Genomic DNA, 17,333 nt, shown 5'->3' with positions numbered 1-17,333 from the left:
ACTCAGCGCCGATGATAGTGCGGATTCCCGTGTGAAAGTAGGACATCGTCAGGCTACTTATACAGACCAAAAGCCCCTGCATCGCAGGGGCTTTTGCTTCTCTGTTGTGTGGGCTGCAGCATTGGCTGCAGGCGCGCAGGGCGGAGAAGGCTGTCTTGTGAAGTACCGATGCGAACGCGCAGCGATAGCTGCAGCGAACGCAGGCAAGCAGGAATGTTTGCCAAGGTGCTTGACAAGACAGTGAAAGCGAGACATAATCTCGCCTCTGTGCTGATAACGAATCAGCAAACGTTCTTTAAAAATCAACAGCCGATAAGCGTGGGTGTTTGGCAAGAGAAGGCCGCAGCAAGTCGCAAGACTTGCAGGTCCTTGGACCAAACACTCACGGTAGATGAAGATGAAATTCACTTGTTGAAGTTCACTTCAATTCCGTTGAGTGAGTTTACAGAGATTGAACTGAAGAGTTTGATCCTGGCTCAGATTGAACGCTGGCGGCATGCCTTACACATGCAAGTCGAACGGTAACGCGGGGCAACCTGGCGACGAGTGGCGAACGGGTGAGTAATATATCGGAACGTGCCCAGTAGTGGGGGATAGCCCGGCGAAAGCCGGATTAATACCGCATGAGACCTGAGGGTGAAAGCGGGGGATCGCAAGACCTCGCGCTATTGGAGCGGCCGATATCAGATTAGCTAGTTGGTGGGGTAAAGGCCTACCAAGGCAACGATCTGTAGTTGGTCTGAGAGGACGACCAGCCACACTGGGACTGAGACACGGCCCAGACTCCTACGGGAGGCAGCAGTGGGGAATTTTGGACAATGGGCGCAAGCCTGATCCAGCAATGCCGCGTGCAGGAAGAAGGCCTTCGGGTTGTAAACTGCTTTTGTCAGGGAAGAAATCCTCTGGGTTAATACCTCGGGGGGATGACGGTACCTGAAGAATAAGCACCGGCTAACTACGTGCCAGCAGCCGCGGTAATACGTAGGGTGCGAGCGTTAATCGGAATTACTGGGCGTAAAGCGTGCGCAGGCGGCTTTGCAAGACAGATGTGAAATCCCCGGGCTCAACCTGGGAACTGCATTTGTGACTGCAAGGCTAGAGTACGGTAGAGGGGGATGGAATTCCGCGTGTAGCAGTGAAATGCGTAGATATGCGGAGGAACACCAATGGCGAAGGCAATCCCCTGGACCTGTACTGACGCTCATGCACGAAAGCGTGGGGAGCAAACAGGATTAGATACCCTGGTAGTCCACGCCCTAAACGATGTCAACTGGTTGTTGGACGGCTTGCTGTTCAGTAACGAAGCTAACGCGTGAAGTTGACCGCCTGGGGAGTACGGCCGCAAGGTTGAAACTCAAAGGAATTGACGGGGACCCGCACAAGCGGTGGATGATGTGGTTTAATTCGATGCAACGCGAAAAACCTTACCTACCCTTGACATGTCAAGAATTCTGCAGAGATGTGGAAGTGCTCGAAAGAGAACTTGAACACAGGTGCTGCATGGCCGTCGTCAGCTCGTGTCGTGAGATGTTGGGTTAAGTCCCGCAACGAGCGCAACCCTTGTCATTAGTTGCTACGAAAGGGCACTCTAATGAGACTGCCGGTGACAAACCGGAGGAAGGTGGGGATGACGTCAGGTCCTCATGGCCCTTATGGGTAGGGCTACACACGTCATACAATGGCCGGTACAGAGGGCTGCCAACCCGCGAGGGGGAGCCAATCCCAGAAAACCGGTCGTAGTCCGGATCGCAGTCTGCAACTCGACTGCGTGAAGTCGGAATCGCTAGTAATCGCGGATCAGCTTGCCGCGGTGAATACGTTCCCGGGTCTTGTACACACCGCCCGTCACACCATGGGAGCGGGTTCCGCCAGAAGTAGTTAGCCTAACCGCAAGGAGGGCGATTACCACGGCGGGGTTCGTGACTGGGGTGAAGTCGTAACAAGGTAGCCGTATCGGAAGGTGCGGCTGGATCACCTCCTTTCTGGAAAATACGGAAGTCCTTTGCTTGCCTTCGGGCAGATGAAGAGATGGAAGTCATCAGAGTGGCCTTCAAAAGGCCAGGCACCCACACTTATCGGTTGTTGAGAAAAGCGCAGTACAAGCGTGAGTAGGCAAGAGTGAATGCAGTTGGGTCTGTAGCTCAGTCGGTTAGAGCACCGTCTTGATAAGGCGGGGGTCGTTGGTTCGAATCCAACCAGACCCACCAACTTGAGGGCGACCCACCTGGACGACATGGCCTGGGGGATTAGCTCAGCTGGGAGAGCACCTGCTTTGCAAGCAGGGGGTCGTCGGTTCGATCCCGTCATCCTCCACCACACACCTTGTATCTGAGAGCTTGAGAGGTTGCAAACCTGAGCATCTGAATCCATGTGGGCGAGCCCAGTGGGTGGGAGATGTTGAGGTTTGCGGCTGCAAAGTCGCTTGTTCTTTAAAAATTCGTAGAGTCGAAATCAGCGTTGCTGGCGGAAAGCGGTTCATTCTTTGTAAAGGAATGGGTCGCACCGTGCCGTCAGCAACATCTTGATTGCGTCAAAACAGACTTCAATGCAAGTACATTGAAGATCGGCAAACGCGAAGACACATGCTTCAAACCGGCATGTGTCACTCAAACAGTCCTTGACCGACGGACCCGTCAGGCCGTCAAAGTTATAGGGTCAAGTGACTAAGTGCATGTGGTGGATGCCTTGGCGATTACAGGCGATGAAGGACGTGATAGCCTGCGAAAAGCTTCGGGGAGCTGGCAAATTAGCTTTGATCCGGAGATATCCGAATGGGGAAACCCACCCTTAGGGGTATCGCATGCTGAATACATAGGCATGCGAGGCGAACCGAGTGAACTGAAACATCTAAGTAACTCGAGGAAAAGACATCAACCGAGATTCCGAAAGTAGTGGCGAGCGAAATCGGAGGAGCCTAGTCCTCTTTAGCATCGAACTTATCAAAACAGCTTGGAAACGCTGGCCATAGTGGGTGATAGCCCCGTATGAGAAAAGTTTGGTGTGGAACTGAGTGGACGATAAGTAGGGCGGGACACGAGAAATCCTGTCTGAAGATGGGGGGACCATCCTCCAAGGCTAAATACTCGTAATCGACCGATAGTGAACAAGTACCGTGAGGGAAAGGCGAAAAGAACCCCGGGAGGGGAGTGAAATAGATCCTGAAACCGCATGCATACAAAAAGTCGGAGCCGCAAGGTGACGGCGTACCTTTTGTATAATGGGTCAGCGACTTACATTCAGTGGCGAGGTTAACCGAATAGGGAAGCCGAAGAGAAATCGAGTCCGAATAGGGCGTCTAGTCGCTGGGTGTAGACCCGAAACCAAGTGATCTATCCATGGCCAGGATGAAGGTGCGGTAACACGCACTGGAGGTCCGAACCGACTAATGTTGCAAAATTAGCGGATGAGCTGTGGATAGGGGTGAAAGGCTAAACAAACTTGGAAATAGCTGGTTCTCTCCGAAAACTATTTAGGTAGTGCCTCAAGTATTACCATCGGGGGTAGAGCACTGTTTAGGCTAGGGGGTCATGGCGACTTACCAAACCTATGCAAACTCCGAATACCGATGAGTACAGCTTGGGAGACAGTGCACCGGGTGCTAACGTCCGGACACAAGAGGGAAACAACCCAGACCGCCAGCTAAGGTCCCTAAAATTGGCTAAGTGGGAAACGAAGTGGGAAGGCTAAAACAGTCAGGATGTTGGCTTAGAAGCAGCCATCATTTAAAGAAAGCGTAATAGCTCACTGATCGAGTCGTCCTGCGCGGAAGATGTAACGGGGCTCAAGCCAGTTACCGAAGCTGCGGATTCACAGTTTACTGTGAGTGGTAGGAGAGCGTTCTGTAAGCCTGAGAAGGTGTCTTGAGAAGGATGCTGGAGGTATCAGAAGTGCGAATGCTGACATGAGTAGCGTTAAAGGGGGTGAAAAGCCCCCTCGCCGAAAGCGCAAGGTTTCCTACGCAACGTTCATCGGCGTAGGGTGAGTCGGCCCCTAAGGCGAGGCAGAGATGCGTAGCTGATGGGAAACAGGTTAATATTCCTGTACCGATCTATAGTGCGATGTGGGGACGGAGAAGGTTAGCTCAGCCAACTGTTGGAATAGTTGGTTCAAGCCTGTAGTCGTGCCTGGTAGGCAAATCCGCCGGGCTTAGATGAGGGGTGATAACGGGTCTGCTTGCAGACGAAGTGAGTGATACCCTGCTTCCAGGAAAAGCCACTAAGCTTCAGCTATAGACGACCGTACCGCAAACCGACACTGGTGCGCGAGATGAGTATTCTAAGGCGCTTGAGAGAACTCTGGAGAAGGAACTCGGCAAATTGACACCGTAACTTCGGAAGAAGGTGTGCCTTAAGTAGGTGAACCTGTACAAGGGGAGCCGAACAAGGTCGCAGAGAATCGGTGGCTGCGACTGTTTAATAAAAACACAGCACTCTGCAAAGACGAAAGTCGACGTATAGGGTGTGACGCCTGCCCGGTGCTGGAAGATTAATTGATGGGGTGCAAGCTCTTGATCGAAGTCCCAGTAAACGGCGGCCGTAACTATAACGGTCCTAAGGTAGCGAAATTCCTTGTCGGGTAAGTTCCGACCTGCACGAATGGCGTAACGATGGCCACACTGTCTCCTCCAGAGACTCAGCGAAGTTGAAATGTTTGTGATGATGCAATCTCCCCGCGGAAAGACGGAAAGACCCCATGAACCTTTACTGTAGCTTTACATTGGACTTTGAACAGATCTGTGTAGGATAGGTGGGAGGCTTTGAAGCATGAACGCTAGTTTGTGTGGAGCCGACGTTGAAATACCACCCTGGTGTGTTTGAGGTTCTAACCTTGGCCCGTTATCCGGGTTGGGGACAGTGTATGGTGGGCAGTTTGACTGGGGCGGTCTCCTCCCAAAGTGTAACGGAGGAGTTCGAAGGTACGCTAGCCACGGTCGGAAATCGTGGTGATAGTGCATTGGCATAAGCGTGCTTGACTGCGAGACTGACAAGTCGAGCAGGTACGAAAGTAGGACAAAGTGATCCGGTGGTTCTGTATGGAAGGGCCATCGCTCAACGGATAAAAGGTACTCTGGGGATAACAGGCTGATACCGCCCAAGAGTTCATATCGACGGCGGTGTTTGGCACCTCGATGTCGGCTCATCTCATCCTGGGGCTGTAGCCGGTCCCAAGGGTATGGCTGTTCGCCATTTAAAGAGGTACGTGAGCTGGGTTTAAAACGTCGTGAGACAGTTTGGTCCCTATCTTCCGTGGGCGCTGCAAGATTGAGAGAGCCTGCTCCTAGTACGAGAGGACCGGAGTGGACGCACCTCTGGTGTATCGGTTGTCACGCCAGTGGCATCGCCGAGTAGCTAAGTGCGGAAGAGATAACCGCTGAAAGCATCTAAGCGGGAAACTCGTCTCAAGATGAGTCTTGCCGGGGCCTTGAGCCCCCTGAAGGGTCGTTGTAGACCACGACGTTGATAGGTTGGGTGTGGAAGCGCAGTAATGCGTTAAGCTAACCAATACTAATTGCCCGTGAGGCTTGACCCTATAACTTTGATGGATCGGTTGGAAAACCTGGTCTCAAAGGACTGATTTGATAAGACGTGAACCGATGGGTGAGGCTGGCAACAGCTGCCCTCTGTGAAGACCTGTGGGTGAAAACCGAACAGGTCGCGCAATCAAGACATGAAATCGACTCTGCGAATGAACTGCACCTGGTTAACAAGCCAGGCGCAGTGAACAGTTTAAGCCTGATGACCATAGCGAGTTGGTCCCACTCCTTCCCATCCCGAACAGGACAGTGAAACGACTCAGCGCCGATGATAGTGCGGATTCCCGTGTGAAAGTAGGACATCGTCAGGCTACTTATACAGACCAAAAGCCCCTGCATCGCAGGGGCTTTTGTCTTTGTGGGCCCGATCTCCGGTTCACCTTTGCCGCTTGTTGAGAGCACCTGTGAGAGGTGCGGATGAGATGCCCTCCGAGGGCCGGTAGCAGGGTGCTTGCGCTATAGTGGATCCATGTTCGACGTCCTTGTTTACCTGTACGAGCACTACTGGCGCCCTGACGCCTGTCCTGAATCTGGACAGTTGACGCGCAAGTTGTCTGCGGTGGGCTTTGAGCCTGATGAGATCAGCGAAGCCCTGACGTGGTTGGATGGTTTGAACGCGCTGACGCAGGGCACTGCGTGCTTGCCGGCCCCGAACAGCATCCGCGTCTTTGTGGATGCTGAGTTGGATCGGTTGGGCCCTGAGGCTTTGGGCTTCTTGCACTTTTTGGTTGGCGCCGGTGTGTTGACGCCCACCTTGCGTGAGGTCGTGCTTGACCGCGTGCTCGCGGTGCCTCGCGGGCCGGTCGCCCTGGATGACTTCAAAGTCCTGGTGTTGCTGGTTTTCTGGAGTTTGGGCGAAGAGCCCGATGCGCTCATCCTGGACGAACTCTTCGTGGACGACGAGGATCGCTTGATCCACTGAGGCTCAAGCCTCGGCCCGCGCTGCCGACATCACTGCATGGGAGGGCATTCGCGCCCTCTGGGTGGTGTCGATGTCTGTTTCCTTCCTTGCTCTCGTACCGACTTGGCGCTCCGTCACGCGTCGGGCTGGATTGATGTTGCTGCTGTCGGTCTTCGGGCCGTTGTTGGCGGCCTGTGACCAGTTGGGCATTGACACACCACAGAAGGCTGCGGAGCGCCAGGTGGCCGACGCCAGGGCCGTGGGCAGCGCCTGCCGACACGCCCTTCGGGCCATCGAAGATTGCTACACGCTGAACCCCAAGGCCGACAAGGCTTCGGTGTTCGCCGGCTGGCGAGAGATGGACGAGTACATGCGCGAGAACAAGCTGGAAGGTGTGGCGCCTGTGGTCCCTCGCCCTGCGCTCGGCGCGTCCAAGCCCGCACCCAAGAAGTCTGCGGACGACGAAGAAGATGCAGATGCCGAAGAGGAGCCCAAAGCCGCCAAGGCAGGCAAGGGCAAGGCGTCGGGGCATTGAGGACGTCTGCTCGGCACGTGGCTTGAACGCGGCACAATGCCTGCATGAGCACGGTTGCGCCTTTGCGCTCTCTCCTGGACGCGCGGATCTGGCGTGACCCTGAATGCCACCAAGGCATGCGCGACATGGCGCGGGTGGCGCCTGGGATGATGGCTTGGGGACTGGTCACAGGTGTGGCCATGACGACTTCGGGCCTGCCTTTGGGCGTCGTGCTGTGCATGAGCCTGGGGGTGTTTGCGGCCAGTGCCCAGCTCTCTGCGGTGCCCTTGATGATGGTTGGCGCGCCGCTGTGGGTGGTCTGGATGACCGCGCTCTGCGTGAACTTGCGCTTCGTCATCTTCAGCGCGCAGTTGCGGCCGCACATGCAGTGCCTGCCCCTGCGGTGGCGTTTGGTGGCCGGGTACTTGAGCGCCGATGTCACCTATGTGCTGACCGTGCACCGGCATGGCCAAGGCGAACCCGCCGGGCCGCAGCATCCGGCGCCTCTGGCGTATTTCGCGGGTGCTGCGTTGGTGAACTGGGCGAGCTGGAATTTGGCCTCGTTGGCGGGCATCGCGTTCGCTGCGCAAGTGCCGACTGCCTGGGGTTTGGCGTTCGCAGGCACCTTGGCCTTGTTGGCGCTGTTGATCACGCTGCTGAAGGACCGCATCAGTGCGGTGGCGACCACCTTGGCGGGCGTGGCGGCCATCGCTTGCCATGGCGTGCCTTTCAGGCTGCACATCTTGGTGGCGGTGCTGGTCGCGGTGGGCGCCGGTTTGTGGCTGGAGCGTCAGACGTCAGCGAGGTCCGCGCGATGATGGCCGAGTGGCTCATGTACCTGGCGGTGCTGGGTCTGGTGGTGCTCACGGCGGTGACCCGTGCGTTCTTCTTCCTCAGCGAACGGCCCCTGACCCTGCCCGACGCCGTGGTGCGTGGCCTGAAGTACGCGCCGCTGGCGGCACTGGCGGCCATCATCGTGCCGGACCTGTGGTTTGTGCAGGGGCAGGCGCCGGTGGGGTGGCAGGACGCCCGCTGGGTGGCGGCGCCCGTCGCGGCGGCCTGGGCCTGGTGGCGCAAGGACATGCTGAGCACCATCGTGGTGGGCATGGCCATTTTCCTGGCGCTCAAGCTGGGGGTGGGTTGGTGAGCCGGTGCGGGGGATGGGTTTCCTATAATCGACGGGTTTTGTCCTGAGATTTCCCTGTACCTTTCACCGTCCGCGGTCGCGGCTGTCACCATGAACATCATCCGATTCGAAGACCTCGTTGCCCAAGGCCAAGCTGCGGGCAAGCGCGTGTTCATCCGCGCCGACCTGAACGTGCCGCTGGACGACGCCGGCAACATCACCGAAGACACCCGCGTGCGCGCCTCGGTGCCAGCCATCGAGCTGGCGTTGAAGGCCGGTGCCGCTGTGATGGTGACCTCGCACCTGGGCCGCCCGACCGAGGGTGAGTTCAAGCCCGAGGATTCGCTGGCTCCGGTGGCCAAGCGCCTGGGCGAGTTGCTGGGCCGCGAGGTCAAGCTGGTGAGCAACTGGGTGGATGGTGTGGACGTGGCCCCGGGGCAGGTCGTGCTGCTGGAAAACTGCCGCCTGAACAAGGGCGAGAAGAAGAACAGCGAAGAACTGGCCAAGAAGCTGGCCGCGCTGTGCGACATCTTCGTGCACGACGCTTTTGGCACCGCCCACCGCGCCGAGGCCACGACCTATGGCATCGCGCAATTCGCCAAGGTCGCGTCGGCTGGCCCGCTGCTGGCCGCCGAGATCGACGCCATCAGCAAGGCCCTGGAAGCACCGAAGCGTCCGCTGATCGCGATTGTGGCGGGCTCGAAGGTGTCCACCAAGCTGACCATCCTGGAGTCGCTGTCGAAGAACGTGGACGGCCTGATCGTGGGCGGCGGCATTGCCAACACCTTCATGCTGGCCGCCGGCCTGAAGATCGGCAAGTCGCTGGCGGAAGCCGATCTGGTGGGTGCGGCCAAGACCGTGATCGAGGGCATGAAGGCCCGTGGCGCGGCCGTGCCCATCCCTGAGGATGTGGTCGTGGCGAAGACCTTTGCCGCCGATGCGCCGGCCACCGTCAAAGCCGCCACCGACGTCGCCGACGACGACATGATCTTGGACATCGGACCGAAGACGGCGGCCAAGCTCGCCGCCCAACTCAAGTCCGCGGGCACCGTGGTGTGGAACGGCCCGGTGGGCGTCTTCGAGTTCGAGGCCTTCGAGCAGGGCACCAAGGCCATCGCGCAAGCCATTGCCGAGTCAAGCGCGTTCAGCATCGCTGGCGGTGGCGACACGCTGGCGGCCATCGCCAAGTACGGCATCGAAGACAAGGTGGGCTACATCTCCACGGGCGGTGGCGCCTTCCTGGAGGTGCTGGAAGGCAAGACGCTGCCGGCGTTCGAGATCCTGAGCAAGCGGGCTGCTGGTTGAGCCGGGCTCGCCCCGATCTGCTGGGCCGCGCTGGGCGCGGACAAAGAAAAGCCTCTCCGCGGAGAGGCTTTTTGCATGGGGCTGCGAAGGTGAGGTCGCGTCAGGCGCCCGCAGCGTGCAGCACCTCGCCCGCGGCGATGGGGTCGCCGGTGCGGTTGAAGGTGTCGAGCCACAGGCCGTAGCTCTCCATCTGGCCACCTTGCCAAGGGTGGAAGCCGGGCTTGTAGTACTGGATGTAGTGCCCAAAGATGGGCATGTAGAGGCCACCGGGCCCGAAGATCCAGGCCAGGCCCTTGGCGAACAGCTTGAACCGCTGCCAGCGCGAAAAGCCATCGACCTTGAGCATGTAGCGGGTGATGAGCAGGGCGTGGATGTTGAAGGCAATCGTCACGATCGCCATCGCCATGACGCGGCGCAGGTAGCCGACCTTGGCGACCTTCTGCATCACGTCGAAGGCCACCGCCTTGTGCTCGATTTCTTCCATGGCGTGCCAGGCGTACATGGCGCGCATGCGCGGGTCGGCATTGGCCAGGACCTCTTTGCGCTCGAAGAAGCCGTGGGCCATGATGGCCGTCATGTGCTCGGACGCGGCGGTGTCGGCCAGGGTGACGGCGGCCGGCAGGTGTTTGCGGATGACGCCGAACAGCAAGTGCTTGAGGGTCTTCTCCAGCATGTCCACGTCGATGCCCTGGGCCTTGAGGCGGTCGTTGTACTGCGTGTGGACGATGCCGTGCTGGCCTTCCTGGCGCATGAAGTCCTTGATGTCCTGCAGCAGCTTCGGGTCGGTGACCTGGTCGCGGTAGTCGCGCACGCAGGAGATGAAGTAACGCTCACCCTCCGGGAAGATGGTGGACATGGCGTCGAAAAAGCGCGACTTGAAGGCGTCGTTGGCGAACCAGTACTTCGGGATGTCGCCGTCGAGCCCGAAATCGAGCTTTTCGCGGGGGACGATCTGGTGGGCGTGGCTCATGGGGGCTCCTGTGTGCGGTGGGCGACGACGTGAGGCTGAGACCGTGACTTGGCTGTCAGGCGCGGGCCAGGGCGTCGGCGGTCAGGCGGTTGCCGGCTTCGACCGGGTTGCCGGTCTCCTTGAGCAGCTTCAGCCAGGGCTCATAACTGGCCACCACCGGCTCTTGCCAGGGGTGGAAGTTGGGTTTGAGGTAGCTGAAGTACTTGCCCATCATGGGCAGGTAGATGCCGCCGGGCTTGTAGAGCCACCACAGGCCTTTGGCCCAGATCTTGGTGCGCTCCCAGCGGCTGAAGCCATCGACCTGCAGCATGTGGGACATGATGCGGAAGACGTGGAAAGGGAACAGGAAAGTCACTAAGAGCATCGAGGCGATGCGGGTGCGGTAGCTGGCCTGGGCAACACCGGTCAGGACGTCGTAAGCGACGCCTTTGTGCTCCATCTCTTCCATGGCGTGCCAGACGTAGAGGGCGCGGATGCGCTCGTCGGCGTTGGCGAAGATCTCGGGGCGCTCGACGAAGCAGTCGGCCATGATGGCCGTGATGTGTTCGGACGCAGCGGTGATGCCCAGCGTGAACTCGCGCGAGAAGTGCTTGCGGATGATGCCGAACAGGCGCTTCTCCTGGCCTTCGAGGATGGCGTCAACCGCGATGCCCTGAGCCTTCAGGCGGTTGTTGTACTGCGTGTGCAGGATGCCGTGCTGGCCTTCCTGGCGGGTGAAGTCCTTGATGTCCTGCAGCATCTTGGGGTCGGTGATGCGGTCCTTGAAGTCGCGCACACAGGTGATGAAGAACTTCTCGCCGACGGGGAAGAGCGTGGACAGGGCGTCAAAAAATCGCGTTTTGAACGGGTCGTTGTCCAGCCAGTACTTGGCGATGTCGCCGTCCAGGCCGAAGTCCAGCTTTTCGCGGGGAACGATCGGGGGCGGGGTGAGTTGCTGTGCGTTCATGGGGCTGTCTCCTCGGGACCGATGCGGTCGCTTGTGTGACTTGTGTGGCTTTTGTGAGCATCGGTCTGCCGTGTCCGAACTGTAGGGACGAGCCCGCGCCAGCGCCATGCAAGCGCACGACACAAAGGTGAATTTCGCGACAGCTGCGGCCTAGGGAAAACGCGCAAAACGGGACGCGTTCATCTGCGTCCACGGGACCGGCGGACGCCTTGGACCGCCTCAGGCGCCGCGGCGGAAGCGGCTGGGGGTCTGGCCCGACCAGCGCGTGAAGGCCAGCGTGAAGCTGCGGCGGTCGGTGAAGCCCAGGCGCTCGCTGATGTCTTCGATGGCCAGTGTGGGGTCTTGCAGCCATTGCTGCGCCAGGCGGTAGCGCACGCGGCCCTGGATGGCGGAGTGGCTGTCGCCGATGTCTTTGAGGCGCCGCTGCAGGGTGCGGGCATGCAGGCCGAGCTCCTCGGCCAGGGCCTCCAGGCCGAGGCCGAGCAGGCGGGGTTTGTCGAGGAAGGCCTGTTCGATCTGGCTGGCCAGTTGTTGCCCGGGGTGCCCGGGCTCGCCACCCTGGCCCGCGGCGTGGCTGCGCTGCGCCACCTGCTGGACGACGCGCTGTGCGGCCTGCTCGTGCAGGCTGGGGAAGGCGCCGCGCAGGGGCTGGTCGAGCAGCCGGCGGGAGAACCACAGCGCATCGACTTCCGAGCCCCAGTCGATGGGCACCTGGAAGTGCGCGGCCACCTTGTCGGCATCCTGGTGGGCGGGGTGGCGCATGGTGATCCGCCCGATCAGTGGCTGGCCGCCCAACAGCATCCGGCTGAACTTGACGACGGTGGTGAACACGCCCTCGGTGAAGGGCCAGGCGAGGTCGGGCACGTCGTCGACCACGTCGAAACGCAGCGCGATGCGGGCGTCGTCGCCGTGCTCGGCCAGCGAGAAGCGCATGAAGGGGTTGATGAGCGGTGGGATCCACTCCAGCGAACGGGTGGCGTCGCGCAGCGTGGCGCTGGTGGTGATGAAGGTTTCGACGTCGGAGAGGTACTCGAAGGCGAAGGTTTCGCCCAGCACCAGCGGGAAGTGCTGCGGGCTGCCGATGCGCCGCGTTTCGGCCACGCAGTGGTGCATGACGCGCTGCATGGTGAGGCGGTCGATGGTGGCCGTTTCGGGGTGCAGCAAGCCGGTGTCGATGCCTTCGCGGCGGAAGATGGCCTCGATGTCGATGCCGCACAGGCGGGCCGCGCGCACCCAGTTCGTCACCGTGACGAAGGGGATGCGCTGCTGGCGCTCGGGCGTGGCGGGGCTCAGGCTCACGGCGCCTCGGCTTCGAAAGACCGCAGGCAGCGCAGCACCTCGGCGACCGTGTCGGCCGGGCGCTCGAAGGGGTAGAGGTGCGAGCCCTCGATCCAGGACAGCCGCGGGCCGACGACCTGGCGCGTGCCCGACAGGCCCACGGTGCGGCTTTCGCGTGAGCGGGTGCCGCCGATGAAGGCCACCGGGCACTGGAAGGGGTGTCGGCGGAACTCCTGCAGCAGGGTGTGCGGCATGGTGTTGTAGATGGCGGTTTCGACCTCGCGGCGGAAGCTCAGGTGGCGGCTGCGGCCGTCGCCTTGGCCTTCGGTGCCGCTGTGCAGGTAGTCGGCCAGCACGGCGGGGTCGAAGCGGGCGAACTTGGGCTTGTCGGAGAAGTGCGTCTGGGCCGCGTGCAGGCTGGGCCACTCGTGGGTGCGTTGCGCCGAGATGCGCGACGGCATCACGCTGCCCATGGTGTGGGTGCGCTTGGCCATGGCGATGGCGGCGCTCTTCCAGCCGTGCAGGAGGGGCGAATCCAGGACGACCACGCCTTGCGCCAGGTGGGGGTGCCGGTTGGCCACCATCATGCTCAGGTAGCCGCCCAGGGAGTGCCCGACCAGCCAGGCGGGCTGGCCGACTTCCTCTTCGATGAAGGCGGCGAGCTGGTCCACCAGGTGGGGCCAATCGGTCGTGACGGGGTGGCGCGGGTCGTGGCCGATCTTGTCGATGGCGTGGACCTCGTAGCCCGCCGCCCGCCAACCCTCGAACAAGGTGCGGTAGGTGCTGGCCGGGAAGCTGTTGGCGTGCGAGAAGACGAGGGTGCGTGTGTGCGACGGCATGCCGGTGTCGAACGGAAGGTGCGAGCGCAGTGTAAGGGCCGTGATGCCTGCCCACAAGCCGGGATGGTGACGCAAATCCGTCATTCGGGCGGCGTGGTTTGGTGTGACACTCACATCACCCTCACCACCGAAATGCGCTGACCATGCCCCGTGCCACCAAGATCGTCGCCACCCTGGGCCCTGCATCGTCCACCCCCGAGGTGCTCGATGCGATGTTGAGAGCCGGGGTCGATGTGGTGCGCTTGAACTTCTCGCACGGCAAGGCGCAGGACCACATCGACCGCGCCCAGCTGGTGCGCGAGGCCGCGGCCCGCGTGGGCAAGGTCGTGGCCATCATGGCCGACCTTCAGGGCCCCAAGATCCGCGTGGGCAAGTTCGCCGAAGGCAAGGTCATGCTGGAGCCGGGCCAGGCCTTCATCCTGGACGCCAGCCGCACCGAGCCGGGTGACATCCACGGCGTCGGCCTGGACTACAAGGAGCTGCCCCGCGACGTGCGCGCCGGCGACATCCTCCTGCTCAACGATGGCCTCATCGTGCTGACGGTGGACGCCGTCCAGGGCGAGGCGGTGCACACCGTGGTCAAGCTGGGCGGCGAGCTGTCCAACAACAAGGGCATCAACAAGCAAGGCGGCGGGCTGACGGCGCCCGCGCTGACGGCCAAGGACATGGAGGACATCAAGACGGCTGCGAGCTTCCAGTGCGATTACATCGCCGTGTCCTTTCCGAAAAACAGCACCGACATGGAGATGGCGCGCCAGCTGTGCAACGTGGCCGGCGAGCAATGGAAGCACCGCCCCGCGCTGATCGCCAAAATCGAGCGCACCGAGGCCATCCCGAACCTGGAGGCCATCTTGAAGGCCTCGGACGGCATCATGGTGGCGCGCGGCGACCTGGCCGTCGAGGTGGGCAATGCCGCCGTGCCCGCGCTGCAAAAGCGCATGATCAAGCTGGCGCGCCAGATGGACAAGGTCGTCATCACGGCCACGCAGATGATGGAGTCCATGATCGTCCACCCGGTGCCCACGCGCGCCGAGGTGTCCGATGTGGCCAATGCCGTGCTGGACGGCACCGACGCCGTGATGCTGAGCGCCGAAACCGCCGCTGGCAAATACCCGGTGGAAACCGTCGAGCAGATGGCCAACATCGCCCTGGAGGCCGAACGCGCCGAGGAGGTCTCGCTGGACGCGGACTTCACCAACCAGACCTTCGCCCGCATCGACCAGTCCATCGCCATGGGCGCGCTGTTCACGGCCTACCACCTGGGCTGCAAGGCCATCATCGCGCTGACCGAGTCGGGCTCGACCGCGCTGTGGATGAGCCGCCACAAGATCCACGTGCCGATTTTCGCGCTGACGGCCCGGCCGATCTCGCAGCGCAAGATGGCGCTCTACCGCAATGTGCGCCCGCTGCTGATCCCCAGCTACTCGGACCGCGACGAGGCCCTGCAAAAGGCCGAGGCGCTGCTGGTCGAGCGCGGCGTGCTGCGCCCGGGCGACACCTACGCCATCACCTGCGGCGAGCCCATGGGCCACCCGGGCGGCACCAACATGCTGAAGGTCTGCGAGGTTCGCTGAAGCCGCAGGCCACGCCAACCGGCGCCTGAACCCGGGATGGGCGTGTCACGCGCGCCTCGGTAGAATCTTGCGCAGTTCGCGGCCGAGCCGCCCCAAAAGGGACGCGTCGGCCTTGTTTCCGTCATCACCGTCTTTCTGGGGAATTCCATGCCACTCGTTTCCATGCGCCAGCTGCTGGACCACGCCGCCGAGCACAACTACGGCATTCCGGCTTTCAACGTGAACAACCTGGAGCAGGTCCAGGCCGTGATGCAGGCCGCTGACGAGGTCGGCGCCCCCGTGATCCTGCAGGCCAGCGCAGGCGCCCGCAAGTACGCCGGCGAGGCTTTCATCAAGCACCTGATCCAGGCCGCCGTCGAGATGTACCCCCACATCCCCCTGGTCATGCACCAGGACCACGGCCAGTCGCCCGCGATTTGCCAGGGCGCCATCGACCTGGGCTTCGGCTCGGTGATGATGGACGGCTCGCTGAAAGAAGACGGCAAGACGCCCGCTTCGTTCGAGTACAACGTCGAAGTGACCCGCAAGGTCGTGGACATGGCCCACAAGGTTGGCGTGACGGTGGAAGGCGAACTGGGCTGCCTGGGCAACCTGGAAACCGGTGAAGCCGGCGAGGAAGACGGCATCGGCGCCGAAGGCAAGCTGGACCACAGCCAGATGCTGACCGACCCCGAAGAAGCCGCCGTGTTCGTGCGCGAAACCCAGCTGGACGCCCTGGCCATCGCCATCGGCACCAGCCACGGCGCGTACAAGTTCTCGCGCAAGCCCACGGGCGACATCCTGGCCATCAGCCGCGTCAAGGAAATCCACAAGCGCATCCCCAACACCCACCTGGTGATGCACGGCTCGTCTTCCGTGCCCGCCGAGCTGCTGGCCATCATCAACCAGTACGGCGGCAAGATGAAGGAAACCTACGGCGTGCCCGTCGAGGAAATCCAGGAAGCCATCAAGCACGGCGTGCGCAAGATCAACATCGACACCGACATCCGCCTGGCCATGACCGGTGCCGTGCGCAAGTTCCTGTTCGAGAACCCCGACAAGTTCGACGCCCGCGAGTGGCTCAAGCCCGCCCGCGAAGCCGCCAAGCAGGTCTGCAAGCAGCGCTACATCGAGTTCGGCTGCGAAGGTCAGGCTGGCAAGATCAAGGCGATCACCATGGTGGACATCGCCGCCCTGTACGCCAGCGGCAAGCTGGCCCAAGTGGTGGCTTGACGCCTTGCGTTCAGGCTGCGCGCACCCCGGGTGACGCGCGCACAGGCCGGCCGGGGCATTTCCTGGTCGGCTTTTTTGATGCCATCGCGATGATGCGCATCGTTCAACGGATGAAGATGATGGTGTCCTTGCGTGGTGTGGCCCTGTGGGTGGTGCGTGGGCTGGGCGTGTTGTGCGCCGCGGCCTTGCTGGCGGTCGCCTGGTGGTGGCTGACCCTCAAGCCCTTGCCCCAGCCCGGCGCCTTGACCCAAGCCCTGGACGAAGACGCCCGCACCCGCCACCCCATCGTCCTGGCCCACGGCATGATGGGTTTCGACCACATGGGGCCGCTGACCTACTGGCCGGGCATCGTCGAGGCCTTGCAGGCGCATGGTGCCAACGTGCACGTGACGCGCATGGCGGCGTTCCAGTCCTCCGAGGTGCGTGGCGAGCAGTTGCTGGCGCAGGTGCGGGACATCGTCGCGCGCACCGGTGCGGCCAAGGTGAACCTCATTGGGCACAGCCAGGGCGGGCATGCCGTGCGCTACGTGGCGGCGCTTCGGCCCGACCTGGTGGCCTCGGTCACGGTGGTCGCCTCGCCGGTGGCGGGCTCCGAGTTCGCAGACTGGATGGACGCGCAGGTGCAGCAGGGCACCTGGGCTGCCTCGGCCATCCTGGCGATGGGCCGGGGTGCCGGGCGCTTCGTGAACTGGGCCTCGGGCGCGAGTTTCGTGCAGGATGTGCCCGCGGCGCTGGCCTCGCTGAACAGCCGCGGTGCGGCCGACTTCAACCGACGCTTCCCCGCCGGCGTGCCCGCCCAGCCTTGCGGCCAGGGCGCGGCCGAGGTGCAGGGCGTGCGCTATTTTTCCTGGAGCGGCGTGGGCACCTTCCACCACGCGCTCAACCTGCCGGATTACGTCATGTCGCTCACCGGCCTGGCGTTCAAGCGGGAGGCCGGCGACGGCCTGGTGGGGCGTTGCGCCAGCCACCTGGGCGAGGTCATCCGCGACGACCACCCGCTCAACCACTTCCAGATCGTCAACCAGCTGCCCGGCCTGCACAGCAGCGAGGTCGATCCGGTGACCTTGTTCGTGGCCCACGCCCAGCGCCTGCGCCAGTTGGGGCTGTGAAGCAGTAAGCTTCGGGCGGCCAAGAT

General features: G+C 61.7%; 12 protein-coding genes, 2 tRNA genes and 3 rRNA genes. 13 read left to right on the top strand and 4 right to left on the bottom strand.

The annotated features are described in order from the left end of the window. Positions 1-453 precede the first annotated feature (453 nt). The 10 genes from EV672_RS13255 to EV672_RS13210 all read left to right on the top strand — a co-directional run bounded on the left by EV672_RS13255 (position 454) and on the right by EV672_RS13210 (position 9,379). Positions 454-1,982, top strand: a 16S ribosomal RNA gene (locus tag EV672_RS13255). 148 nt (positions 1,983-2,130) lie between these two features. After that, a tRNA-Ile gene (locus tag EV672_RS13250) sits at positions 2,131-2,207 on the top strand. 33 nt (positions 2,208-2,240) lie between these two features. Next, positions 2,241-2,316 (top strand) — tRNA-Ala (locus EV672_RS13245). 337 nt (positions 2,317-2,653) lie between these two features. Continuing rightward, positions 2,654-5,529, top strand: a 23S ribosomal RNA gene (locus EV672_RS13240). Positions 5,530-5,731: 202 nt separating this feature from the next. Further along, a 5S ribosomal RNA gene (rrf, locus tag EV672_RS13235) occupies positions 5,732-5,844 on the top strand. Together the 16S, 23S and 5S rRNA genes with 2 tRNA genes alongside form the textbook arrangement of a ribosomal RNA operon. A 158-nt stretch (positions 5,845-6,002) precedes the next feature. Next, positions 6,003-6,455, top strand: coding sequence for a Smg family protein (locus EV672_RS13230; RefSeq protein WP_133609972.1), 453 nt, complete (start codon positions 6,003-6,005; stop codon positions 6,453-6,455). Positions 6,456-6,588: 133 nt separating this feature from the next. Beyond that, positions 6,589-6,969 carry a hypothetical protein gene (locus EV672_RS13225; RefSeq protein ID WP_133609970.1) on the top strand — a complete coding sequence of 127 codons (381 nt, stop codon included), beginning with the start codon at positions 6,589-6,591 and terminating at the stop codon, positions 6,967-6,969. Positions 6,970-7,013: 44 nt separating this feature from the next. Then, on the top strand, positions 7,014-7,766 hold the full coding sequence (locus tag EV672_RS13220; RefSeq protein ID WP_133609968.1) for an AzlC family ABC transporter permease: 753 nt from the start codon (positions 7,014-7,016) through the stop codon (positions 7,764-7,766). Further along, entirely contained in the window at positions 7,766-8,095 is a 330-nt protein-coding gene (locus tag EV672_RS13215) for an AzlD domain-containing protein (protein WP_341770491.1), read from the top strand. The genes EV672_RS13220 and EV672_RS13215 overlap by 1 nt, the downstream gene beginning before the upstream one ends. Before the next feature lie 90 nt (positions 8,096-8,185). Next, the gene (locus EV672_RS13210; protein ID WP_133609964.1) at positions 8,186-9,379 is read left to right on the top strand and encodes a phosphoglycerate kinase; all 1,194 of its coding nucleotides are present in this window, start codon (positions 8,186-8,188) and stop codon (positions 9,377-9,379) included. Positions 9,380-9,479: 100 nt separating this feature from the next. Here EV672_RS13210 and EV672_RS13205 read toward each other — a convergent pair whose 3' ends face one another. From EV672_RS13205 to EV672_RS13190, 4 genes are all read right to left on the bottom strand, one after another. Next, positions 9,480-10,349 carry a metal-dependent hydrolase gene (locus EV672_RS13205; protein WP_133609962.1) on the bottom strand — a complete coding sequence of 290 codons (870 nt, stop codon included), beginning with the start codon at positions 10,347-10,349 and terminating at the stop codon, positions 9,480-9,482. Positions 10,350-10,404: 55 nt separating this feature from the next. Then, entirely contained in the window at positions 10,405-11,295 is an 891-nt protein-coding gene (locus EV672_RS13200) for a metal-dependent hydrolase (RefSeq protein ID WP_166643571.1), read from the bottom strand. 219 nt (positions 11,296-11,514) lie between these two features. Continuing rightward, on the bottom strand, positions 11,515-12,594 hold the full coding sequence (locus EV672_RS13195) for an AraC family transcriptional regulator ligand-binding domain-containing protein (RefSeq protein ID WP_166643570.1): 1,080 nt from the start codon (positions 12,592-12,594) through the stop codon (positions 11,515-11,517). Beyond that, positions 12,591-13,412: an alpha/beta hydrolase gene (locus tag EV672_RS13190; protein ID WP_133609956.1), complete on the bottom strand. Its 822-nt coding sequence runs from the start codon at positions 13,410-13,412 to the stop codon at positions 12,591-12,593. Before EV672_RS13190 ends, EV672_RS13195 begins: the two co-directional genes overlap by 4 nt. A gap of 143 nt (positions 13,413-13,555) precedes the next feature. Between EV672_RS13190 and pyk the strand changes: the two genes are divergently transcribed. The 3 genes from pyk to EV672_RS13175 all read left to right on the top strand — a co-directional run bounded on the left by pyk (position 13,556) and on the right by EV672_RS13175 (position 17,307). Then, on the top strand, positions 13,556-14,986 hold the full coding sequence (gene pyk / locus EV672_RS13185) for a pyruvate kinase (RefSeq protein ID WP_133609954.1): 1,431 nt from the start codon (positions 13,556-13,558) through the stop codon (positions 14,984-14,986). A 147-nt stretch (positions 14,987-15,133) separates the two neighbouring features. Next, positions 15,134-16,198 (top strand): class II fructose-bisphosphate aldolase, encoded by a 1,065-nt coding sequence (gene fba, locus EV672_RS13180; protein WP_133609952.1) that lies wholly within the window; start codon positions 15,134-15,136, stop codon positions 16,196-16,198. An 89-nt stretch (positions 16,199-16,287) separates the two neighbouring features. Further along, positions 16,288-17,307 carry a lipase family alpha/beta hydrolase gene (locus EV672_RS13175; RefSeq protein WP_133609950.1) on the top strand — a complete coding sequence of 340 codons (1,020 nt, stop codon included), beginning with the start codon at positions 16,288-16,290 and terminating at the stop codon, positions 17,305-17,307. The last annotated feature ends 26 nt before the right edge of the window (positions 17,308-17,333 follow it).

It is taken from the genome of Aquabacterium commune (assembly GCF_004362855.1).
GTDB classification, from domain to species: domain Bacteria; phylum Pseudomonadota; class Gammaproteobacteria; order Burkholderiales; family Burkholderiaceae_C; genus Aquabacterium; species Aquabacterium commune.
This window is presented reverse-complemented; position numbering and strand designations above follow the sequence as displayed.